This is a genomic window from Salinivibrio sp. MA351, assembly GCF_001996065.1.
GTDB lineage: Bacteria > Pseudomonadota > Gammaproteobacteria > Enterobacterales > Vibrionaceae > Salinivibrio > Salinivibrio costicola.
On sequence record NZ_MUFG01000007.1, the window covers coordinates 1 to 21,796 of the forward strand.

21 protein-coding genes are annotated in these 21,796 nt (G+C 49.2%); 14 read left to right on the forward strand and 7 right to left on the reverse strand.

Annotation, left to right across the window (positions count from 1 at the left end; genetic code table 11):
• Nucleotides 1–3 precede the first annotated feature (3 nt).
• Entirely contained in the window at nt 4–966 is a 963-nt protein-coding gene (locus BZG78_RS05640; protein ID WP_077660625.1) for a Gfo/Idh/MocA family oxidoreductase, read from the reverse strand.
• A gap of 498 nt (nt 967–1,464) precedes the next feature.
• Here BZG78_RS05640 and BZG78_RS05650 point away from each other — a divergent pair, with 498 nt between their 5' ends.
• The 7 genes from BZG78_RS05650 to pseI all read left to right on the forward strand — a co-directional run bounded on the left by BZG78_RS05650 (nt 1,465) and on the right by pseI (nt 7,422).
• Nucleotides 1,465–1,779 carry a HigA family addiction module antitoxin gene (locus BZG78_RS05650; RefSeq protein WP_077660627.1) on the forward strand — a complete coding sequence of 105 codons (315 nt, stop codon included), beginning with the start codon at nt 1,465–1,467 and terminating at the stop codon, nt 1,777–1,779.
• An 88-nt stretch (nt 1,780–1,867) separates the two neighbouring features.
• Nucleotides 1,868–2,863, forward strand: a complete 996-nt coding sequence (gene pseB, locus BZG78_RS05655) for a UDP-N-acetylglucosamine 4,6-dehydratase (inverting) (RefSeq protein WP_025738853.1) — start codon at nt 1,868–1,870, stop codon at nt 2,861–2,863.
• Nucleotides 2,864–2,875: 12 nt separating this feature from the next.
• Nucleotides 2,876–4,021 carry a UDP-4-amino-4,6-dideoxy-N-acetyl-beta-L-altrosamine transaminase gene (pseC, locus tag BZG78_RS05660; protein WP_077660680.1) on the forward strand — a complete coding sequence of 382 codons (1,146 nt, stop codon included), beginning with the start codon at nt 2,876–2,878 and terminating at the stop codon, nt 4,019–4,021.
• A gap of 3 nt (nt 4,022–4,024) precedes the next feature.
• On the forward strand, nt 4,025–4,729 hold the full coding sequence (pseF, locus tag BZG78_RS05665) for a pseudaminic acid cytidylyltransferase (protein ID WP_077660628.1): 705 nt from the start codon (nt 4,025–4,027) through the stop codon (nt 4,727–4,729).
• The gene (pseG, locus tag BZG78_RS05670) at nt 4,726–5,820 is read left to right on the forward strand and encodes a UDP-2,4-diacetamido-2,4,6-trideoxy-beta-L-altropyranose hydrolase (RefSeq protein WP_077660629.1); all 1,095 of its coding nucleotides are present in this window, start codon (nt 4,726–4,728) and stop codon (nt 5,818–5,820) included. Before pseF ends, pseG begins: the two co-directional genes overlap by 4 nt.
• Nucleotides 5,811–6,389: a UDP-4-amino-4,6-dideoxy-N-acetyl-beta-L-altrosamine N-acetyltransferase gene (pseH, locus tag BZG78_RS05675; RefSeq protein WP_077660630.1), complete on the forward strand. Its 579-nt coding sequence runs from the start codon at nt 5,811–5,813 to the stop codon at nt 6,387–6,389. The genes pseG and pseH overlap by 10 nt, the downstream gene beginning before the upstream one ends.
• Nucleotides 6,373–7,422, forward strand: a complete 1,050-nt coding sequence (pseI, locus tag BZG78_RS05680) for a pseudaminic acid synthase (RefSeq protein WP_077660631.1) — start codon at nt 6,373–6,375, stop codon at nt 7,420–7,422. The genes pseH and pseI overlap by 17 nt, the downstream gene beginning before the upstream one ends.
• Before the next feature lie 85 nt (nt 7,423–7,507).
• Here pseI and icd read toward each other — a convergent pair whose 3' ends face one another.
• Nucleotides 7,508–8,758: an NADP-dependent isocitrate dehydrogenase gene (icd, locus tag BZG78_RS05685; RefSeq protein ID WP_077660632.1), complete on the reverse strand. Its 1,251-nt coding sequence runs from the start codon at nt 8,756–8,758 to the stop codon at nt 7,508–7,510.
• A 235-nt stretch (nt 8,759–8,993) separates the two neighbouring features.
• On the opposite strand from icd, the gene BZG78_RS05690 reads away from it, so the two are divergent.
• The 5 genes from BZG78_RS05690 to BZG78_RS05710 all read left to right on the forward strand — a co-directional run bounded on the left by BZG78_RS05690 (nt 8,994) and on the right by BZG78_RS05710 (nt 14,371).
• The gene (locus BZG78_RS05690; protein ID WP_242412988.1) at nt 8,994–9,641 is read left to right on the forward strand and encodes a pseudouridine synthase; all 648 of its coding nucleotides are present in this window, start codon (nt 8,994–8,996) and stop codon (nt 9,639–9,641) included.
• A gap of 311 nt (nt 9,642–9,952) precedes the next feature.
• Nucleotides 9,953–11,062, forward strand: a complete 1,110-nt coding sequence (mnmA, locus tag BZG78_RS05695) for a tRNA 2-thiouridine(34) synthase MnmA (protein WP_077660681.1) — start codon at nt 9,953–9,955, stop codon at nt 11,060–11,062.
• Nucleotides 11,063–11,075: 13 nt separating this feature from the next.
• Nucleotides 11,076–11,720, forward strand: coding sequence for a high frequency lysogenization protein HflD (hflD, locus tag BZG78_RS05700; RefSeq protein ID WP_021022328.1), 645 nt, complete (start codon nt 11,076–11,078; stop codon nt 11,718–11,720).
• Between the two features lie 25 nt (nt 11,721–11,745).
• Nucleotides 11,746–13,113, forward strand: a complete 1,368-nt coding sequence (gene purB, locus BZG78_RS05705) for an adenylosuccinate lyase (RefSeq protein ID WP_077660634.1) — start codon at nt 11,746–11,748, stop codon at nt 13,111–13,113.
• 109 nt (nt 13,114–13,222) lie between these two features.
• Entirely contained in the window at nt 13,223–14,371 is a 1,149-nt protein-coding gene (locus tag BZG78_RS05710) for a cupin domain-containing protein (RefSeq protein ID WP_077660682.1), read from the forward strand.
• Between the two features lie 107 nt (nt 14,372–14,478).
• Here the strand turns inward: BZG78_RS05710 and oppC are convergent, their stop codons facing one another.
• The 4 genes from oppC to BZG78_RS15400 all read right to left on the reverse strand — a co-directional run bounded on the left by oppC (nt 14,479) and on the right by BZG78_RS15400 (nt 18,911).
• A complete protein-coding gene (gene oppC, locus BZG78_RS05715) occupies nt 14,479–15,390 on the reverse strand; it encodes an oligopeptide ABC transporter permease OppC (RefSeq protein WP_077460389.1) in 912 nt (303 codons plus the stop codon).
• A gap of 10 nt (nt 15,391–15,400) precedes the next feature.
• Nucleotides 15,401–16,321 carry an oligopeptide ABC transporter permease OppB gene (oppB, locus tag BZG78_RS05720; RefSeq protein ID WP_021022324.1) on the reverse strand — a complete coding sequence of 307 codons (921 nt, stop codon included), beginning with the start codon at nt 16,319–16,321 and terminating at the stop codon, nt 15,401–15,403.
• Nucleotides 16,322–16,474: 153 nt separating this feature from the next.
• Nucleotides 16,475–18,145: an ABC transporter substrate-binding protein gene (locus tag BZG78_RS05725; RefSeq protein ID WP_077660635.1), complete on the reverse strand. Its 1,671-nt coding sequence runs from the start codon at nt 18,143–18,145 to the stop codon at nt 16,475–16,477.
• A gap of 601 nt (nt 18,146–18,746) precedes the next feature.
• The gene (locus tag BZG78_RS15400; RefSeq protein ID WP_158009963.1) at nt 18,747–18,911 is read right to left on the reverse strand and encodes a hypothetical protein; all 165 of its coding nucleotides are present in this window, start codon (nt 18,909–18,911) and stop codon (nt 18,747–18,749) included.
• A 779-nt stretch (nt 18,912–19,690) separates the two neighbouring features.
• Here BZG78_RS15400 and BZG78_RS05730 point away from each other — a divergent pair.
• Together BZG78_RS05730 and BZG78_RS05735 are read left to right on the forward strand one after the other, a co-directional pair.
• Nucleotides 19,691–20,263, forward strand: coding sequence for an LON peptidase substrate-binding domain-containing protein (locus BZG78_RS05730; protein ID WP_021022322.1), 573 nt, complete (start codon nt 19,691–19,693; stop codon nt 20,261–20,263).
• Nucleotides 20,264–20,484: 221 nt separating this feature from the next.
• On the forward strand, nt 20,485–21,477 hold the full coding sequence (locus BZG78_RS05735; RefSeq protein ID WP_077660636.1) for a YvcK family protein: 993 nt from the start codon (nt 20,485–20,487) through the stop codon (nt 21,475–21,477).
• Here BZG78_RS05735 and BZG78_RS05740 read toward each other — a convergent pair.
• Nucleotides 21,424–21,783, reverse strand: a complete 360-nt coding sequence (locus BZG78_RS05740) for an Hpt domain-containing protein (RefSeq protein ID WP_021022320.1) — start codon at nt 21,781–21,783, stop codon at nt 21,424–21,426. The two genes, BZG78_RS05735 and BZG78_RS05740, sit on opposite strands and share 54 nt — an antisense overlap.
• Nucleotides 21,784–21,796 lie beyond the last annotated feature (13 nt).

The window sequence follows — 21,796 nt, forward strand, 5'->3', positions numbered from 1 at the left end:
CTATTATGCAGCAACATTAAAATTACTATTTTTAAAAGCCTTTTCTAAAATACGCATTAGTGACATTGAGCTACTTAGATTCCTTTCAAACCCTGCCTCACCACTGTTAAAAAGGAGATCCTGWTACATTCTAACAAACGGTGAAGCGGGCTCAACCTCAAGTGAATTAATAACCTCTTGCTTTTTATTTTTAATGGTGACGCTTTTCTTATCGGCATGGAATATTTTGTTTTTACCATAAGCAGTAATATCTTCATGTTTTTCAATTTCTACGCACGAGATATATGCGAAGATAATTACGCCGTCGCACTCGAGCTCAACAAAAGCTATATCGTCGACGTTATAATTCTCTCCTGATGAATTTATTAGCCGTGCATGATTGATAGCTACATCTTTACCATCAAACAAATAATTTACGATATCAATAACGTGGTACCCCATATCTAGCCAAACACCACCTCCCGATGTTGAGAACTGACTTCGCCAGTTCGCATTAGGATTCTTACTGGGAATTGTATATCTAATCGTTAGCTGTGAAATTTTTTCTCCTGACTTATGTATCTCATTCTTAAGTAACTCATAGGCAGGTGTATACCTCTTCTGGCAAACTGTGAATATCTTAAAATTTTTACCACGAGAAAAGTCACTAAATATTTTTGCTTGTGTTAAATTGAGCGCAAACGGCTTTTCTTTTATTACTTTCAAAGGGTAACCACTGCAATACTTTAAGACTTCATGATACAAATTATGGGGCAAAGCGACGACTAATGTGTCAGGCTGAACATTCTCGATCAACTCTTTATAGCAAGTATAAGCAGGGACTTTATAATTAAGGATTTTTTGTGCACCATCAATATTACCTGACGATATATCGCACAAAGCATGTACTTTAATGCCTAATGAGACCATGGCAGGTATGTGCTCCTTTAATACAATATTTCCACATCCGATCACAGCAACTTTCATTGTATATTCCTTGTCTTATCGAAAAACACGAATCATATATATAAAAACCCATGTATGTTAATCAAAAATGAGAAGCAAATGAATTATGTATACACCCCCTTACCATCTCATTCTTAATATTATGTTTCATACGCTTATGATAAAGAACGACATACAGTACCTTGATCCTTTTAAGAATATCATCAGAAAGACGCGGATTAGTTTTAGACTCCATTTACAACATTCCTTCGTAACTTTTAGCTCAAAAAAACAACAAATGCACAACAATCAAGACACTACTATGTGACGAAATATTTCTCAATGATTAGTATGAAAGGAGTTTAATACAGTGGTGGAAATGTGACACTGCTCTTAAGAAATATGCAAAAGCAATATAATCATTCAATATCAATGAACTATAATAGGAAATCTCATATTCCTAAGACTGACGCAACCACCTTCAAGAGTACGTTGGTCGAAAAGCAGAGGTTTGCGACGACCACTAATGAGGTAACAGTGATGACGATTTTCAACAGAGCTGGCATGCAACGCCAACCGACGCATCCTGGAGCCATGTTGCGCGAAGACTTTCTGCCCGATTACGGCTTGAGTGTAGAACAATTGGCTGATGCTTTGGGCGTCTCTCGTCAATCGATGACTGCCGTACTGGATGAGCGTAAAGCCGTGAGCCCGGAGCTGGCGCTTCGTCTCGCACGTCTGTTTGGTAACTCGCCTGAGTTTTGGCTCAATGCGCAAAGGGCCGTTGATCTTTGGGAGGCGTCGCAATCAATTAAACACGAGGTAGAAAAAATAAAATCGCTTGATGTCGCTTAATCGCGCGTCATGGCCCTAGCAGATCGCCAAATCCTGCTCAGATCAGTTAAACTGCCTGTATTCCCGACAGTTAGTGACAAGGCGTCTTATGTTTAACGGCAAATCCATTCTGATCACCGGCGGTACTGGTTCTTTTGGTAAAAAGTACGTCCGCACCCTGCTTGAACGCTATCAACCACGCCGTCTCGTGGTGCTCTCTCGCGATGAGCTCAAGCAATATGAAATGCAGCAAACCTTTAACGCCCCTTGCATGCGCTATTTTATTGGCGATGTGCGTGATGGCGATCGTTTAATGCAAGCGATGCAAGGCATTGACTATGTGATTCATGCTGCTGCACTCAAGCAGGTACCTGCCGCCGAATACAACCCGATGGAGTGTATCAAGACCAACATTCACGGTGCAGAGAATGTGATTCGTGCCGCGATTGCCAACGGAGTGGAAAAGGTGATTGCGCTCTCGACCGATAAAGCCGCCAGCCCCAATAATCTCTATGGCGCCACCAAACTGTGTTCAGATAAATTGTTTGTCGCCGCTAACAATATGACCGGGGGCCAAAAGACACGTTTTTCAGTGGTGCGCTATGGCAATGTGGTCGGCTCACGCGGCTCTGTGGTGCCTTTGTTTAAGAAAAAGGCAGCGGAAGGCGCGGATCACTTGCCCATTACCCATCCTGAAATGACCCGTTTTTGGATTACCTTGCAGCAAGGGGTGGATTTTGTGCTGAAAAACTTTTCGCGCATGTATGGCGGAGAAATATTTGTTCCTAAGATCCCATCGGTTCGCCTGACGGATCTCGCCAGCGCCTATGCCCCGAACACGCCCGTCAAGGTGATAGGCATTCGCCCCGGCGAAAAAATGCATGAAGTGATGTGTCCGGCTGACGATGCGCATCTGACGCTCGAATTTGCCGATCATTACGTGATTTGCCCCACCATTAAGTTCTACGATGCCGATGATGACTATCGAGAAAATGCGTTGGGCGAAAAAGGACAGCCCGTGCCAGAAGGCTTTGAGTATCAATCAGGCACTAACCCAGATGTGTTAACCGTCGAGGCCATTTTGCAACTCGACACCGAGCAGTAAAGGAGTATGGCGTTGATCCCATACGGAAAGCAGCATCTTAGTGAGCAAGACTATGCCGCTGTGCTTGAGGTGCTAAAAAGTGATTATCTGACGCAAGGCCCGCAAGTTCCGGCTTTTGAAGCCGCCGTCGCCGAACTCACCGGGGCTGCGCATGCGGTCGCCGTCAATAGCGCCACATCTGCCCTGCATCTCGCTTGTCTAGCGCTAGGGTTAGGCCCAGACGATCGTTTATGGACCTCGCCCATTACCTTTGTCGCGTCAGCCAATTGTGGTCGATACTGTGGTGCCGAGGTGGACTTTGTCGATATTGACCCGCACACACGTAACCTATGCCCCCAGCAGCTCGCGAAAAAGCTAGCGCAAGCGGCCGCTACTCACACCTTGCCCAAAGTGCTGGTGGTGGTGCATATGGCCGGCGCCAGTGCACCAATGGCCGAGATTGCCACGCTTGCCAAGCGTTATCAGATAGCCATTATTGAGGATGCGTCACATGCGATGGGCGCACACTATCAAGGCGCGACGGTGGGTGGATGCCAGTACAGCGATATTAGCGTGTTTAGTTTTCATCCGGTCAAAGTGGTTACCGCGGGAGAGGCTGGGGTTGCCACCACCCAAAGTGCCACATTGGCGAAAGCACTGCGTCAGTTGCGTAGCCACGGGATCACCCGTGACGCAGAAGATAGCCACGCTAGTTTACCGCCTTGGGGTTATGAGCAGCATACATTGGGGATGAACTATCGCCTCTCGGATATTCATGCCGCGCTTGGCCGTTCACAATTAACCCAGCTTCGTTCCTTTATCGCCAAACGGTTTGCACTCGCCGAGCGTTACCATCAGGCACTGGCGGATTTGCCCGTCAAGCGGCCCGTTTTAGATCCCGAGTCGGCATGGCATTTGTATTTGATTGAGCTTGAGCACGCCGATACACGCCGCGCCGTTTTTGAAGCAATGCGTGCGCAAGGCATTGGCGTGAACGTGCACTATATTCCCGTGCATACGCAACCTTACTATCAGGCACTGGGCTTCCAACACGGAGACTTCCCGCTTGCCGAGCAGTATTACGCGGGCGCACTCACTTTGCCGCTTTACCCCGATTTAACCGAGCAGCAGCAAGATACAGTGATTGCTGCGCTACAAAAAGCCATTGAGGACGCGTGACCGATGAATGTATGTATTATTCCCGCCCGAGGTGGCAGCAAACGCATTCCGGGCAAGAACCTCAAACTGTTTAACGGTGCGCCCATTATCACTTATGCCATTGCGACAGCACGTCAAAGTGGGCTATTTGATCGCGTCTTAGTTTCCACCGATTGCGACGACATTGCCAGTGTGGCGCACGATGCAGGGGCTGAAGTGCCTTTTGTACGTCCCGCCGAGATTGCCGGTGATCACGCTACGACCTTGGATGTGCTTGAGCATGCGATCCAGTGGCTTAACCCGTCGCCACTGCAAACGCCTTTACAAGCGGTATGCTGCCTGTATGCTACCACTCCCTTTGTCACCACGGATGACTTGCGCCAGGGCTTAGCGTTATTGAACGGCGACACCGTCAAATACAGTTTTGCCGCCACCCGCTACGCCTTTCCGATTCAGCGCAGTATTCATGTCGATGCCGATGGCAGTGTCAGCATGTTGTGGCCTGAGCACTTCACCACCCGTTCACAAGACTTACAACCGGCGTACCACGATGCGGGAATGTTTTACTGGGGCACACCAAGTGCTTTTTTAGCGCGCGAACCGGTTTTTGCCCCTCACTCGAAAGCCGTGTTGATCCCTCATTACCGCGTGCAAGACATTGATGAGCCGGATGACTGGCTACGCGCCGAGCTAATGTATCAACTGTTGGAGCAACAAGCCTTGCTATGAGCCATATTGCCATTCGAGTCGATGCCTCCCAAGCGATAGGTACCGGGCACGTCAGCCGCATGCACGTGTTGGCTAGCATGCTACAAACGTCGGGTCATCAGGTAACCTTGGTATGTCGCGACTTGCCCGGCAATTTGATAGCGGTCAGCCATGAACAAGGCTTAACGGTGGCGGTGTTGCCTGCTCCCAAAAACTCGCTTAGCAACACCGACTGGCTTGGTGTGAGCCAGCGGCAAGATGCCGAAGAGGCAACCGCATGCGTGGCTAACCAGCCGGTGGATTTGATGGTGGTGGATCATTACGCCTTAGATGCCCGCTGGGAGCAATCGATTCATACCCAATTGGGCTGTCCGGTGATGGTGGTCGATGATTTAGCCAATCGGCCCCACGATTGCGCGTTTTTGCTCGATCAAAATCCTTGGCCTGATTTCACCACGCGCTACGTGTCACAGCTTGTAAATCCACAGACCCGATGCTTACTGGGGCCCTACTATGCACTATTGCGTCCAGCATTTGCCGCCTTACATCAGTCTCCGCCGCCGCGGGAAGATAAGGTGATCGCCTTTTTCTCCGGCACGGACCCGACCGGTGAAAGCCGCAAGCTCGTGGACGCGGTGAAGCACCTAGAAGCCGTTCAACACCTAGAAGAAGGGCAGAAGCTCGATAGGCTGCCTTTCTCGCTATTAATTGTCACCGGCCGGCGTAACCCAGACCGCGATGCATTGTGTAAAGAGCCTGTCCCCGATGGGGTTAGCGTAGTGGAAGCACTGTCGGATTTTGATACCCACATGGCACGGGCACGCTATGCGTTTGGGGCGGCCGGTGTGACCGCCATTGAGCGCAGCTGCTTGGGGGTCCCGAGCACCTTGGTGTGTGTGGCGGAAAACCAACACGCCATGGCCGAGTATCTCGCCGGACAACCGGGCTATCAATACTTAGGACGCGGTGAGCACACCCGCTGGCAAGATTACGCGTCTGCACTGCAGCACCTTGCCGCAAATTGGTATCAGCTTCCTACTCTGCCAGCGATCACCGATGGAAAAGGCGCAGAGCGCGTGGTCGCGGCCTTGGAGCATGACTTATGCAACTGATTTTTAAAGCGGTGAGTCACGCGGACAGTGATACCTTATGGCATTGGCGCAATCGTCCCGCTGTCCGCCAGTTTATGTACACTCAGCATGAAATTAGCCATGATGAGCACAAGGCATGGTTCAGCCATATGCTCGCCAATACGCACTGTTATTTCTATATCGTCTACAAGCGCGTAGACAGCCAACCGGACACCCCGCTTGGCGTGGTAAACCTTGACCTAAATAGCGACAATAGTACAAGTGCGACCTGGGCTTTTTATGCGGCGCCGGATGCACCGCGTGGCAGCGGGGCGCTCATGGAATTTGGCGCATTAAGTTTAGCATTTGAGACCTTGGGCGTGACCCGATTGAACTGTGAAGTGCTCAGTCATAATCAGGGGGTGGTTCGGCTACATCAACGCTTTGGCTTTCGTGAAACGCCGCAAAGTCGGCAACGCACCTTTTCCCTGCCTGAGGGAAAAACAGTCGAGATTGTGTGCCTGTCTTTGTCCGCTGATGAGTGGCAGCAAGGCGCCAGTGTCCTTCAAACCAAACTGAATATCGATGCGGTTTATGAACAACGACATTAAGATTGCAGGCCGTTTGATCGGCCCCCAGCATCCCCCCTATATCATTGCCGAAATGTCGGCGAACCATAATGGTAGCCTTGAGCTTGCCAAACAAACCATTTCCATGGCCAAAGCCTGCGGTGCCGATGCTGTGAAAATGCAAAGCTATACCGCCGATACCATTACCCTTGATTGCGACCACGATGAGTTTCAAATCAAAGGCGGGCTGTGGGATGGTTATAGTCTCCACCAGCTATATCGCTGGGCACAAACCCCGTTTGAGTGGCACAAGCCGTTATTTGATCACGCACGAAAGGAGGGTATCACCCTATTCTCTTCTCCTTTTGATTGCTCAGCGATTGACTTGCTCGAAGACCTTAATGCGCCCGCCTATAAAATTGCCTCGTTCGAGGCGATTGATTTGTCCTTGATTCGCTATGCTGCGCAAACCGGTAAACCGATGATCATCTCAACCGGCATGGCTGACGAGACAGAGATCGCCGAGGCGGTGGCGACTGCCCGTGATAACGGCTGTCGTGAGCTGGTGTTGCTTCATTGTATCAGCGCCTACCCTGCGCCGATTGAACAAAGCCATCTGCGAACCATTCCAACCTTAGCCAGCCGCTATCAAGCATTGACGGGTTTATCCGATCATTCGCTGACCAATACCGCCGCGATCGCAGCCGTGGCACTCGGCGCGTGCGTGATTGAAAAGCATGTGATGCTCTCTGAAGACTCGGGAGGGCCAGATGCCGCTTTCTCGCTTACGCCACCTGCACTCAGTGCGCTTTGCGAGCAAACCCACGCGGCGTGGCAAGCGTTAGGAGAAAGCGCCCTCACCACCCGAGAGGCCGAAGCAAGCAACCGTCAATTTAGGCGCTCTTTGTATGTCTGTGAGGATATCGCGCCCGGTGAGCCACTCACGCCCGATAATGTGCGCAGTATTCGTCCTGGCTTTGGGTTGGCGCCGAAACACTATGATGCGGTGCTCGGAAAACGAGCGACACGCGCGTTAACCAAAGGCACCGCGTTGTCGTGGGAGGATATAAACTGATTGTCTAAGTGGGTCATTCCCGAGACCACAAACAAAAAAACCCGGCGAATGAGCCGGGTTTTATCATCGTGCGATAACACTATTATTACATTTGAGCGATCATGTCGTCTGCAAACTCAGAGCACTTACGTAGGCTCGCACCTTCCATTTGACGCTCGAAGTCATATGTCACAGTTTTGTTGGCGATGGTTTTTTCCATTGATTTGATCACCAGATCAGCGGCTTCAAACCAGCCCATGTGACGCAGCATCATTTCTGCTGACAGGATAAGCGAGCCTGGATTTACCTTGTCTTGGCCCGCGTATTTTGGCGCCGTGCCGTGGGTAGCTTCAAACAGTGCCACACCGTCACCAATGTTGGCACCTGGGGCGATACCAATACCACCAACCTGCGCTGCCAAAGCATCAGATACGTAATCACCATTCAAGTTCATGGTGGCAATCACATCATACTCTGCAGGGCGCAACAGAATTTGCTGCAAGAAAGCATCTGCGATGGAATCTTTAATAATGATTTCTTTACCGGTTTTTGGATTTATCATCGTCATCCACGGACCGCCATCAAGCAACTCGGCACCAAACTCTTTATTGGCTACTTCGTATGCCCAATCTTTAAACGCCCCTTCGGTAAACTTCATGATGTTACCTTTGTGGACGATGGTCAGTGAGTCGCGATCGTTATCGATGGTGTACTCGATAGCCGCACGAACCAGACGCTTGGTACCTTCTTCAGAAATCGGCTTGATACCGATACCACACTGCTCTGGGAAACGGATTTTGTTGGCACCCATTTCTTCGCGCAGGAATTTAATCACTTTATCGGCTTCTGCGGTGCCCGCTTTAAACTCGACACCCGCGTAGATGTCTTCTGAGTTTTCACGGAAGATCACCATATCGGTATCTTCTGGCTTTTTCAGAGGGCTAGGAACGCCAGTGAAGTAACGTACCGGACGCGCACAAATGTAGAGATCGAGCTCTTGGCGAAGGGCCACATTCAGAGAACGAATACCACCGCCAACAGGCGTTGTCAGTGGGCCTTTAATCGCCACTTTGTATTCACGAATAAAGTCGAGTGTTTCAGCCGGTAGCCATTGATCATCACCGTATACCTTGGTGGATTTTTCACCGGTGTAGATTTCCATCCATGAAATCTTACGCTCACCGTTGTAGGCTTTAGCAACTGCGGCATCAACAACTTTGATCATTGCAGGGCTAACATCCATCCCGATGCCATCCCCTTCAATGTAAGGGATCACAGGGTGGTTAGGGACTACCAGTTTTGTGCCGTCGAGTGTAATTTTTTCACCTTCCGCCGGTACAACTACTTTACTTTCCATTTTAATCTCCTAGCGTCCATTTGTTATCTTTGTGTAAGATGCGCAACGAGGATACTCGAATTCATACAACACGCCAAACAGATTATTACGTGTATAATACCAAAGTCTCATTTGCCGTTTAATCTATTTGACAGCCCGTATGCCATATAAATCCCGCTCTCAGCCAGCGTCAAAGGCTGTTTCAAACACCACTGCCAAATCATCTCAACACGCACAGGATTCACGYGCGACGGCGATGACCACTAAAGTGATACTTGTTAACAAACCTTATAACATGTTGACCCAGTTTAGCGGTGAGCCCGGTGACAGCACATTAGCCGACATCGTCTCCGTAAAAGACGTGTACCCGGCCGGTCGACTCGACAAGGACAGCGAAGGCTTACTGGTACTCACCAATAACGGTGCCTTACAAGCCAGATTAACCCAGCCTTCATCTAAATCTCCCAAAACCTATTGGGTCCAAGTGGAAGGTGAGCCCAGCGATGAAGCGATTCAAGCGCTTTGCGACGGTGTGGAGCTAAAAGATGGTCTAACGCTACCCGCTGAGGTATCAAAAATGGCGTCACCCGCCGTGTGGGAACGCCATCCTCCGGTACGCTATCGCGCCAACATTCCCACTACCTGGTTAAAGGTGGTGCTGCACGAGGGGCGAAATCGACAAGTACGCCGGATGACTGCCCATATTGGCCACCCGACGCTGCGCTTGATTCGCGCCCAACTCGGCGCCTGGCAGCTGGATGATTTGCAGCCAGGCCAGTGGTGTGAGGTTGATCCGCCGAAAGGCTTTGAGCAGTTCACCCCTAAACCCAAAGGGCCAAAAGGGAAAGCACCGCGTGGGCGCACTCGATCGTCCAAGCGCGCACCGTCGAAGAAGGCTCGATAAAGCCAAGCTTCACAGCAATTGTCGTCACCGCTCTGAGATTAGATACCACGCACAGACACGCCGTGAATCCATCCCTGGAGGCTCCGCCGCGCCATCCATGGCGCGGAGGGTCTTTGCGCGGCACCCAATCACAGACTATGTCCGCCATTGATATTTAATCGCATCAACATAAGCTGCATCGGTCGCCGTCCACGCAACCATCTATCTACTTTAGATAACGGTTAACGTGTGAGCCTTATCACATCTGTATCCGGCGATTTGATTCTGTTAAACTCAGCGTCCGTTTATTGATAGCAGCATTTGTGATCACCATGTCAGATAACAGCAGCAAAAAAGTGATTGTCGGAATGTCCGGCGGTGTTGATTCGTCCGTTTCTGCCTACTTGTTGAAACAACAGGGTTATCAGGTCGAAGGCCTGTTTATGAAAAACTGGGAAGAAGATGACAACGAAGAATACTGCTCTGCTGCAGAAGACTTGGCCGATGCGCAAGATGTCTGCGATAAGTTGGGCATTGAGCTACATACCATTAATTTTGCCGCTGAGTATTGGGACAATGTGTTCGAGCATTTTTTGACCGAGTACAAAGCAGGCCGTACGCCGAATCCAGATATTCTGTGCAATAAAGAAATCAAATTTAAGGCATTTCTCGAGTTTGCCGACGAAGTGCTAGACGCCGATTATATTGCTATGGGCCATTATGTGCGTCGATCTTTCCCCGACAATGGTGAAAAAGCACAGATGCTGCGTGGCCTTGATAGCAATAAAGACCAAAGCTACTTCTTATATACACTCAGCCACGATCAGATTGCACGTAGCTTATTCCCAGTCGGCGATCTCGAAAAGCCACAAGTGCGCCAAATTGCCGAAGAACAAGGCTTGGTGACCGCAAAGAAAAAAGACTCCACTGGGATCTGCTTTATTGGTGAGCGCAAATTTACTGACTTTTTATCGCAGTACTTACCCGCGCAACCGGGGCCCATCGAAACGACCGATGGCGAGAACATCGGTGAGCACCAAGGCCTGATGTATCATACCCTGGGCCAACGTAAAGGTTTAGGGATTGGCGGATTAAAAGGCGGTAACGGTAGCGAAGCGCCCTGGTATGTGGTCGATAAAGACGTTGAGCGCAATGTACTGATTGTAGGTCAAGGCCATGATCATCCACGCTTATTCTCTGCAGGCTTAATAGCAGCCCAATTACACTGGGTCGATCGCGAGAATGTGACCGAGACACGCCGTTGCACAGTCAAAACCCGATATCGTCAACACGATATATCATGTACTATCACGCCTGTTGATAATGACACCATAAAAGTGACATTCGACGAGCCGCAAATTGCGGTCACCCCTGGCCAATCCGCTGTTTTTTATGACGGCGACGTGTGTTTAGGTGGTGGTATTATCGAGCAACGTATTTAAGGAGCCGTGATCAGTGGCAGAGACGATTTATGATCGCACCCTCGCTTTTGCGAGCATTTGTCAGGCAGCGAAACTGGTGCAAGATGTGTCCCGTCAGGGCTATTGTGACCAAGACGCGCTCAGTACCAGCTTAAGCAGCATCGTGATGACGAACCCGTCCTCGACGCTCGATGTGTTTCGCGGTGAGGTCGGTAATGTCACTGGCGGCGGTGAGTCAGGGCTCCATTTAGGCTTGGAAGCGCTGATCAGCCAGCTGGATAATAGCAGCAACGGTAGCGAGCTAATGCGTTATCTGATCAATTTGCTCGCCTTAGAGCGCAAGCTTGCCAGCCGTCGTGATGCCATGGCGCAATTGGGCGATCGGATCGAAACCATCGAGCGCCAATCGAGCCACTTTGATCTGCTTGATGAGCAAATGATCAGTAATCTTGCCAGTATTTATCTCGACGTCATCAGCCCACTGGGCCCGCGTATTCAGGTTTCTGGCGACCCGCAACACCTACAACAAACCGGCGTGCAGCATCGTGTGCGTGCCCTCTTGTTATCTGGTATCCGTAGTACCGTACTATGGCGCCAAGTAGGCGGCAAACGCCGACATCTCATTTTTGGTCGTAAACAAATGGTTGAGCAGGCCAAAACTATTCTAGCCCGTAGCTAATCAGATTGAACTCAGGAGACATAAAATGGAACTGTCAGCGCTGACTGCTGTTTCCCCGGTCGATGGCCGATATGGTACGAAAACGATTGCGTTACGATCGATTTTCAGTGAATTTGGATTGCTAAAGTATCGCACCATCGTTGAAATCCGCTGGCTGCAAAGCTTGGCAGCCACTGACAGCATCAAAGAAGTGCCTGCATTTAGTGATGACGCCAACGCCCTCCTCGATCGGATTGCCGCTGAATTTGATGAGCAAGACGCCGCCCGAATCAAAGAGATTGAGCGCACCACTAATCACGACGTCAAAGCGGTTGAATACTTTTTAAAAGAAAAAATTGCTCATCACCCAGAGATTCATGCGGTTAGCGAGTTTATTCACTTTGCCTGTACCTCGGAAGATATCAATAACCTATCTCACGCACTGATGCTTAAAGACGCGCGTGATACGGTGATCTTACCGGAAATGCAACAGCTTGCCGATGCAGTTAAAGACTTGTCACAACAGTTCCGCGATGTGCCGATGCTCTCTCGCACCCACGGCCAGCCGGCTTCGCCGTCGACCATGGGTAAAGAAATGGCGAACGTTGCCTACCGCATGGCGCGTCAGATTAAGCAAGTCGAAAGCACTGAAATTCTCGGCAAAATCAATGGTGCAGTGGGTAACTACAACGCCCATTTGTCGGCCTACCCAGAGATTGATTGGCACGCCTACAGCGAAGCCTTTGTCACTTCGCTCGGTATCGACTGGAACCCGTACACCACTCAAATTGAGCCGCATGACTACATTGCTGAGCTCTTTGATGCCGTGGCGCGTTTTAACACCATTTTGATCGATTTTGATCGTGATATCTGGGGCTATATCGCGCTGGGTCACTTCAAGCAAAAAACGGTTGAAGGTGAAATTGGCTCGTCGACCATGCCACATAAAGTCAATCCGATTGATTTCGAAAACTCGGAAGGTAACCTCGGCCTAGCGAATGCAATTTTCTCTCACCTGGGGCAAAAGTTGCCGATTTCTCGCTGGCAGCGTGATCTGACCGATTCGACAGTATTACGTAACCTGGGTGTCGGCGTGGGTTACACCCTAATTGCTTATGCCTCGACCCTTAAAGGGATCAGCAAGCTAGAAGTCAACCAAGCCGCGCTAGAAGCCGAGCTGGATAAGAACTGGGAAGTGCTTGCCGAACCGATTCAAACCGTAATGCGTCGCTACGGCATTGAAAAGCCGTACGAGAAGTTGAAAGACCTCACGCGCGGTAAACGGGTGGATGGCGAAGGCATGCGTGCTTTTGTTGATGGCCTCGACTTACCTGAGCATGAAAAAGCGCGCTTGAAGCAAATGACACCAGCTAACTACATTGGTGATGCGGTCAAGCTCACTGACAAACTTTAAGCAAAACGTTCTCATACCTCACGGCCTCCATTGGGGGCCGTTTTTTATCCCCCTCGCACCGCCCCGCTCAGCGCGTTATACTGCCGCAAATTTCTTAACCTGTGATGCTATGTATCAGTTTCAATTTTCCATTGCCGACTTTATGTCCACCTATTGGCACCAAGCGCCTACCGTTATCCGTCAAGGCTTTATAGACTTCGAGGATCCCATCGACCCAGAGGAAGTCGCAGGCTTGGCGATGGAAGCCGATATTGATTCTCGCATGGTGACACACGCGAATGGTCAATGGCAGGTTGCCCACGGACCGTTTGCGGATTTTAGCAACTTTCCTGATACTCACGCGCAACTAATTGTTCAGGCAGCCAACCACTGGCACCCAGGCGCCCGCGAGTTAGCCAGTGCCTTTTCGACACTGCCTCAGTGGTTATTCGACGATCTTATGGTGTGCTATTCCCAGCCGCAAGGTGGCGTGGGACCCCATATCGATCAATACGATGTCTTTATTGTTCAAGGGCAAGGGCGTCGTCGCTGGCGCGTTGGGCCGAAAGGCGATTATCAAGATGCCAATCTCGAGACCGGTCTCAAGCAAATTACTGGCTTTGATGCCATTATCGATGTCGAACTAGCCCCTGGGGATATTCTTTATATTCCACCCGGTTTCCCGCACGAGGGCGATACCCTAGAACCTTCGCTCAGTTACTCGATTGGTTATCGATCGCCAAAAGCGCGCGAGCTACTCAGTAGCTACGCGGATCAAGTGATTGTTGATGAAGCGGGCGATAACCATTTCCATTGGCCAGCCATGCCAGCGCAACCCGATGCGCCAGCGGCACTCGACCCACAACATCTCGCCCAAATGGATGAGATGATGATGGCATTAATGCAGGACGAAACCCTTAAAAAACGCTGGGTTGGCGAGTTTCTCTCTCAGGCTCGACACGAGCTCGATTTGCTCAGCCCCGATCCGCAGTGGCAGCCTGATAGCCTCAAAGCCGCCATGCAAGATGGTCTGTGTTTAGAAAAACTCAGTGGCTTACGTGCTTTTTATCACGCTGATCAGTCAGAAATAATTTTTATGCTCGGTGAAAGCTTTGACTTACCGGAAGGCTGTGAGTCACTGACTCCTAAGCTGTGCAATCAGCGTTTTATCGATTGGGAAATGCTCGGTGAAGCCGCTGAAAATAGCCTATTTTGGCCGATGCTCACGCTGTGGGTAAACCGCGGCTACTGGTATCCTTTAGACGAGGCACCAGAATAACCGCGATTTTTTGCAAAAGATCGCGCTCGATGATTGATAAAAAAGCGCAGGAAACAAACCTGCGCTTTTTTTCTTATTACGTTTTTTACGACGCCAAAAGTTGTCGATTATCTATCTTTTGGATCCAGCGCATCACGCAAACCATCACCGACATAGTTAAAACAGAATAGCGTCAGCACCATAAAGGTCGCTGGGAACAGCAGCTGCCAGATTGCTATTTCCATCGTTTGTGCCCCTTCTTGTAGCAAGGCACCCCAGCTGGTCATTGGCTCTTGCACGCCCAGACCCAAGAAACTGAGGAAGGATTCGAACAAAATCATGTTCGGCACCAACAAGGTCGAATACACTGCGACAATCCCTAATACGTTCGGCACGATGTGGCGGGTAATAATATGACGTGTGCTCACCCCTGAAACATGCGCCGCCTCAACAAATTCTTTACTGCGTAAGCTGAGCGTTTGACCACGAACGATACGGGCCATATCCAGCCAGGCAATACAACCAATCGCCACAAAGATCAGTACGATATTCCGACCAAAGAAGGTCACCAACACAATCACGAAGAACATGAATGGAATCGATTGTAAGATCTCAACCAAGCGCATCATTACCGCATCGGTACGGCCGCCAATAAAGCCAGAAGTTGCACCATATAGTGTACCAATCAGGACGGCGACAAAGGCGCCCATCACGCCAACCATAATCGATATACGCCCGCCCATCATGGTGCGCGTAAACAGATCTCGTCCAAGGGCGTCAGTGCCAAACCAGTGGCCATCAAGACCTAATGTCGGGGCCGCATGGATGGCGTACCAGTCGGTCGCATCATAAGCATAAGCACTCAGGGACGGACCCAATAGAACACTCAAACCAATAATGACAAGGATCACCAAGCTGGCCATCGCGGCTCGGTTACGTTTAAAGCGTATCGCTGCGTCCTGCCAAAGGCTTCGCCCTTTTACATCCACTTCTTCTGCGAAGTTTTCTAGGGCGTCAATGTTTTCTTTTTTCGTCAGCATCATGTCACCCCTAGTAACGGATCTTAGGATCGATATACGCAAGTAGGATATCGACAATGGCGTTGAAAAGAATGGTCAGCGTCCCGATTAAAATCGTACAACCCAGTACCAGTGAATAGTCACGGTTAAACGCAGCGTTAACAAATAGCTTACCGATGCCAGGTAGCCCAAAGATGGTCTCGATCACCACCGAGCCGGTAATAATCCCAACAAAGGCTGGCCCCATATAAGACACCACCGGCAACATCGCTGGCTTAAGCGCATGCTTGACAATAATGGTCGGGTAACTCAATCCTTTGGCGCGTGCAGTACGAATAAAATTACTGTTCAGGGTTTCAATCATACTGCCACGGGTCACACGCGCAAACGTGGCAACGTAGAGTAACGACATGCCAATCACGGGGAGCACCATAAAGTGCCAACCACCCCCTTGCCAGCCACCCGCCGGTAACCAGCCCAAATTAATGGCGAAAATATAAATAAGCACAGGCGCGAGCACGAACGATGGCATGACCACCCCGAGCATCGCGGTCGACATAATGGTGTAGTCAATCCAGGTGTTTTGTTTCAGCGCGGCAATGGTACCGATCGTGACCCCAAACAGCAGTGTGAACACAAATGCTATCGCGCCGATTTGCGCCGAAACAGGGAGAGAGCCAGCAATCAATTCATTAACGCTATAGTCAATATATTTAAACGAGGGACCAAAATCCCCTTGTAAGATATTGCCTAAATAGGTGGTGTATTGCTCAAACACGGGCTTATCTAAGCCGTATTTGGCATTAATATTTTCCATCACCGCCGGGGGCAATGGACGTTCACTTGAAAAAGGGTTGCCAGGCGCAAACCGCATCAAGAAGAAGGAAACAGTGATTAAGACCAACAGCGTTGGGATCGCTTCCAATATTCGCTTCGCGATAAATTTCAACATAGCTCTACCGTCAACATTAGCTCTTGCATAAATACGAGCTGTTCCATGTTAGTTAAGCATCACAGCAAGCGCTGCCTTGGGCATTTCCACAAACAGCGAAACCATCAAGGGAGTCGTAATAAACGACTCCCTCACTTAGCCGTGAATCAGGGATTACTCCGCTTTGATGTAAAGATCTTTGGAGAAGATCTTCTCTTCCGCGTTATTGGCTGGGAAGCCACCGACTTGGGGGCTAAGCAGACGCGCTTTTACATACTGATAGATTGGCGCAATCGGCATGTCTTTCGCCATTTGTTCTTCTGCATCAAGGTATAGTTTGCTACGTTCCGCCTCATCGGTGGTGGTCATCGCTTTTTGCATGATAGCGTCATAAGCTTGGCTATCGTAGTGCACACCACCTGAGGTATTGGTGCTTCGCATTAAGCTGAGGAAGGTCGACGCCTCGTTGTAATCACCACACCAACCGGCACGCGCCACGTCAAAGTTACCTTCGTCTTTGGTGCTTAGGTAGGTTTTCCACTCTTGGTTGTTCAGATCGACAGACACGCCGAGCTTGTCTTTCCACATTTGACCAATCGCAACGGCCAGTTTTTTGTGGTTTTCACTGGTGTTATACAGCAGTGAGAAATCAAGCGGATTATTTTCACCAAATCCTGCCTCTTTAAGCAAACGCTTAGCTTCTGCATCACGCTCTTCTTGGGTCATTTTGGCGTATTCTGGCAATTCAGGCTCAAAGCCAGCGGTGATCTCTGGTGTTAAGAAATAAGCCGGTTTTTGGCCCTGACCCAGTAAAGCGTCAGTGATTACATTGCGATCAATGGCATAAGACAATGCTTTACGGATGCGGACGTCATCAAAAGGTTCACGCTTGGTGTTAAAGATGTAGTAATAGCTACACAGGTTACCCACAATAGAGAGATCGTCTGGATGCTCGCTTTTCAAACGACGGAAATGCTCATTGGGGATCTCGTAAGTCATATCAATTTCACCGGCCAAGTAGCGGTTCATTTCTGCGACTTGGTTTTCAATCGGCAAGAAAGTGACTTTGTCGAGTGTGGTATTGTCGTTATCCCAGTACTGCTCATTACGCGTTAATTCGATACGCTCGTTGATTACCCAGTTATCGACCACAAACGCGCCATTACCAACGAAATTTTCTGGTTTGGTCCATTCATTACCATATTTCTCCACCGTTTCTTTGTGCACCGGCTTCATGGTGGTGTGGCCCATCATCTTCACAAAGTAAGGCACAGCAGTATCTAACGTTACCCTAAGTGTGTGATCGTCTAGCGCTTCAACGCCCAATGTGTCTTTATCTTTTTCACCTTTGATGATGGCTTTGGCATTCTCCATGTGGGTATAACCCAGATACCATGAGTAAGGCGACGCCGTCATTGGGTCAGCGACACGTTTAAAGCTGTATTCAAAATCTTGCGCAGTAACGGGATCGCCGTTTGACCACTTGGCTTCATCGCGCAGGTAGAAGGTAAAGACTTTGTTATCTTTGTTTTCCCAGCGCTCAGCCACACCAGGAATCACATTACCGTCGGCGTCTTGGTTAACCAGACCTTCGAGTAAGTCACGAATAACATGTGACTCTGGCACGCCTTGGGTTTTATGTGGATCGAGAGAAGCCACTTCCGCCCCATTACCACGAACGAGCTCTTGTACATCAGCAAGTTGGGGTTCGCCGGCGGCGGTTTCAGTTTTTTGCTCAGGGGCTGTTTGGGAGGTTTGTTTTTGCTCGGGCTCACTGCATCCTGCGAGAGCCAGAGAAAGGCCAGCGCCCATAAAAAGGGTTCGGGTAATCGTGTTTAGCTTCATCGTGTAACTCCATAACAATCGCTATTGCATCCATGACAATCGTCGCAGCCAGCGGGAGAATCCATTTGCACAACTCTAGAAGTTGTACTACGCCGTGCCGCGCGACTAAAGGCAAAACATTACCAATCAATACTGTGTTTTGCCATAAACCTGAAGTATTTTGCCATAAAATGAGATTAAAAACTTATCTTTCACTACACTTAAGTCACATAAAAAAACGTTCAGCTGGTAAGACAAGGCAAATTTAGCGCTTTATTCATCACCAGTAACAAAAAACGGTACAAATTGCTGTTTATACTGAATCTGCGGACTTTGAGGCTAAGACTTCACTGGCTTACCGTTTAGAAAGCACACAAGCCTCTACCGAACACTTTCACCTCAGTGACTTTAACTGGCAAACCACATCAATGTTAATCAATTGTAACGACGATAATAAACGCTATTTGTCAAAAAAACTCAACATAAAAGCGCACGTGTGATGTCAGACAGGTATCAAGGTCACAAAATGGATGGTATTTCAAGTGACTGCTGCGGGAGGGTATTTGCGGTGTCATTCTCTCTGTATAGCCAGCGTGAAAACGCTGGCTATACGTGATGCCTGTTACTTTTTGGCCTCATCCGGGGTAAATGTCGGACTTTCATCAGGCGAGTGATCATGCGCCTGATCGTTGAGGGCATGGTGTTCCTCGCGGGCCTTCTCCATCTCCGGCATCACATTGTTCAACATCTCTTTCATTTTCTTATTGCTATAGCGCTTGTGTTTCATTGTGTCCTCCTGAACGGATCAGTGTTTGGCACAGTCACACAAAGTAATCATAAACTAGGTAATCACAAACTAGGCAATCACAACCTCGATTGCGTTTTTATTACTTTGGTACAAACCGCTTGTGCAATTTTTAAGCTACACCCTTGTCTCCAAGAAAGCAAAAGATGATCATGTTAGCGATTGCATCGACACGAGCCTGATGATGGCCATCTCAACAGCCACGCGGTTATCGGCGTTTTATCAACCAAATTTAAGAAGATTAACTGATAATAATTCGCTTTTTAGACGAAATACCAATATCGACCACTTTTTAACCAGACTATCTTGTTATTCATTGCTATCTCCCCCATCCTTGTACAAGTGGTGAGACGTTTCCTATCACCATCTTATTTTTCTTCCGACAAAAGAGTGACAAGCAAGACTATGAGACCACAAAGTTCAACCTCGCGCCCCCTGTGCGCACGCGTTCGCCATGGTTACAATCCATACAAAGGAAAAAAACCTCAGGTTAATCGCTAACGCGGTGTTGAAGTGACGATGCGTCAATCTAATAGCCTCCCATGTTGGAGGCTATTTTTTTAATTGCACAATACGCGATTGCACAATGCAGGCCATGAAGCGGATTTGCATTGCAAATTGCGATTTATTCAACCGTCGGTTATGGCTTAAGCCGCTAGAAACGTGCCAACCCCCCGATACAGTTGAGTTTTAAAAAGTAGGCACCCCTTTTGCAGTATCTAGATTATTAGACCAAACCATTGCTCACCAGGAGGTGTACCATGGGACAATCAACACCCATTCTGTTCAACGATCGCCATATATTACCGGGTGGACGCATTCCACTCCGGATCCCAACCGGGGAAGCGTTGCAAACACTGGTCTTTGCCTTAAAACACGGTCTGCCTTTGGGGGTGTGTATGGCAGAAAGCCAGGCTCAGCGTCAGCATGTCAATATTGGTACCTTTATCGAGATTGAAGATTACACCCGCAGTCAAGAGGATGGGTGTTTGGTTGTCACTGCCCGCGGCATTGCGCGTTTTGCGATTCGAGCCTTCAACCACCAGCATGATGAGATGTTATTCGCGACCGTGAGTCCACTCCCTCGCTGGCCTGACTGCCACGTCGATAAGCAAAGCGAACCACTGGTTGAGCGCTTACAATCCATGTTTGAGCGCCACCCAGAGCTACAAAGCATGCATCGTGAGGCAGAGTTCTCCAATTTAACCTGGTTATGCCAACGCTGGTTAGAGCTGTTACCGCTGCCAACCGATGAAAAACAAGCATTAATGGCCAATAACTCTTGTGTCGCTACACGCGATTACCTACTGAGTATGATGCAGGATCCTCACTAGATAGAGGACGATGCTTTCTGTGCTTTCTATGCTGCCTTGCCAATTGCGCCCATTTTTCTGTCTTTTTAGGGTGAGGGATAATGCGCTGCGTTATCCCATTTTTTCACTTTTTATCGTACTTTTCTTCCCTTGCTCACATTTTCGCACCAAGCGTTTCTTCTTAATTCGGACGATTAAGGTAACATTAGTGTAATTTTTCTGTCTGTTTAGGTCTCTCGGCAATGCGCCATCCAACGCTTTCTGATCCAGCGATTTCCCACCAAACCGTGTCTGATCAAGATCGATCAGCGCAAAGTTCGTCTCACCAAGCAAACGTCACGTCTTCAACACGTATCGTCGCCCTTGGCGGTGGACATGGCTTAGGGCGAGTATTATCTGCATTAAGTGAGCATGGAAATCGCGTGACCGGCATTGTCACTACGACAGATAACGGCGGATCAACGGGCCGTATTCGCGCCTGCCAGGGAGGAATAGCCTGGGGTGATATTCGTAATTGCTTGAATCAATTAATTACCGAACCATCAGTGGGCTCTATGCTGTTCGAATACCGATTTAAAGGCAAAGGCGAACTGAATGGGCATAATTTAGGCAATTTAATCCTGACGGCGCTCGATAATTTATCCGTTCGCCCCTTAGAAGCGATTCAGCTGATTCGCGATCTATTAGATGTACGTCCGCATCTTCTGCCGATGTCTGAACACCCAGCAGAATTAGCCGCATTAACGGCCGACGGCGAAACCGTCGCGGGGGAAACACACATTGATGAGCTCTCTGCGCCCCCCACACGTTTATTTCTCTCGCCAACCGTACCGGCCACACGTGAAGCCATGGATGCAATTGCACAGGCAGACATGATACTGCTCGGCCCCGGCAGTTTTTTAACCAGTGTCATGCCACCTTTACTGGTTCCCGAATTGGGACGAGCGCTCAAACATACGCAGGCAAAAATTGTTTTTATCCGTAATTTAGGCAAAGAAATCGGTCCGGCGGGCGAGATGTCTCTCGATACTATGTTGGCATGGTGCGAACGTGCGATGGGAGGCAAAAAGGTTGATGTTATACTCGGAGAGAAAAGCGCGACACAGCTTGACCCAGACTATCAACAAAAAGAGGCCGAGCTGGCCTCTTCAAATCATCATTGGCGTCACGACCGGGATAAGCTACGTCAAGCTATTGATGAAGTCCTGCTCGACTGCCATCTCCCGGTATGTTGACGCCGTCCCTTGCAGCATTTCGGTAAGCTCATCCAGGTGATGTGACATCCACTCGCGCTGGCCTTGCTTAACACGCGATTCGCACTCGCGCGCCATTTCGGCTAAATCATCGGCACCAAAACTGGCGGCACTGCTTTTAATCGCATGGCTGATTTCACGGATTTGCTCAATTGATGGCGAACCAGCCAGTTGAGAGTGATACTGAGATAATTCATCACTGAATACAGTGAGTAAAACGGTCACCGTATCCTCTCCCACTTCTAATGCCAATCGACGCAATGTTTCAGTATTTACTGTGGTGGCCATACATCCGTTCCTA

Excerpts from the sequence above, each read along its gene's own strand:
- BZG78_RS05650 (WP_077660627.1), top strand. The coding sequence starts at position 1,465 with ATGACGATTTTCAACAGAGCTGGCATGCAACGCCAACCGACGCATCCT.
- pseB (WP_025738853.1), top strand. The coding sequence starts at position 1,868 with ATGTTTAACGGCAAATCCATTCTGATCACCGGCGGTACTGGTTCTTTT.
- pseF (WP_077660628.1), top strand. The coding sequence starts at position 4,025 with ATGAATGTATGTATTATTCCCGCCCGAGGTGGCAGCAAACGCATTCCG.
- pseG (WP_077660629.1), top strand. The coding sequence starts at position 4,726 with ATGAGCCATATTGCCATTCGAGTCGATGCCTCCCAAGCGATAGGTACC.
- pseH (WP_077660630.1), top strand. The coding sequence starts at position 5,811 with ATGCAACTGATTTTTAAAGCGGTGAGTCACGCGGACAGTGATACCTTA.
- pseI (WP_077660631.1), top strand. The coding sequence starts at position 6,373 with ATGAACAACGACATTAAGATTGCAGGCCGTTTGATCGGCCCCCAGCAT.
- icd (WP_077660632.1), bottom strand. The coding sequence starts at position 8,758 with ATGGAAAGTAAAGTAGTTGTACCGGCGGAAGGTGAAAAAATTACACTC.
- BZG78_RS05690 (WP_242412988.1), top strand. The coding sequence starts at position 8,994 with ATGACCACTAAAGTGATACTTGTTAACAAACCTTATAACATGTTGACC.
- mnmA (WP_077660681.1), top strand. The coding sequence starts at position 9,953 with ATGTCAGATAACAGCAGCAAAAAAGTGATTGTCGGAATGTCCGGCGGT.
- purB (WP_077660634.1), top strand. The coding sequence starts at position 11,746 with ATGGAACTGTCAGCGCTGACTGCTGTTTCCCCGGTCGATGGCCGATAT.
- BZG78_RS05710 (WP_077660682.1), top strand. The coding sequence starts at position 13,223 with ATGTATCAGTTTCAATTTTCCATTGCCGACTTTATGTCCACCTATTGG.
- oppC (WP_077460389.1), bottom strand. The coding sequence starts at position 15,390 with ATGCTGACGAAAAAAGAAAACATTGACGCCCTAGAAAACTTCGCAGAA.
- oppB (WP_021022324.1), bottom strand. The coding sequence starts at position 16,321 with ATGTTGAAATTTATCGCGAAGCGAATATTGGAAGCGATCCCAACGCTG.
- BZG78_RS05725 (WP_077660635.1), bottom strand. The coding sequence starts at position 18,145 with ATGAAGCTAAACACGATTACCCGAACCCTTTTTATGGGCGCTGGCCTT.
- BZG78_RS15400 (WP_158009963.1), bottom strand. The coding sequence starts at position 18,911 with ATGAAACACAAGCGCTATAGCAATAAGAAAATGAAAGAGATGTTGAAC.
- BZG78_RS05730 (WP_021022322.1), top strand. The coding sequence starts at position 19,691 with ATGGGACAATCAACACCCATTCTGTTCAACGATCGCCATATATTACCG.
- BZG78_RS05735 (WP_077660636.1), top strand. The coding sequence starts at position 20,485 with ATGCGCCATCCAACGCTTTCTGATCCAGCGATTTCCCACCAAACCGTG.
- BZG78_RS05740 (WP_021022320.1), bottom strand. The coding sequence starts at position 21,783 with ATGGCCACCACAGTAAATACTGAAACATTGCGTCGATTGGCATTAGAA.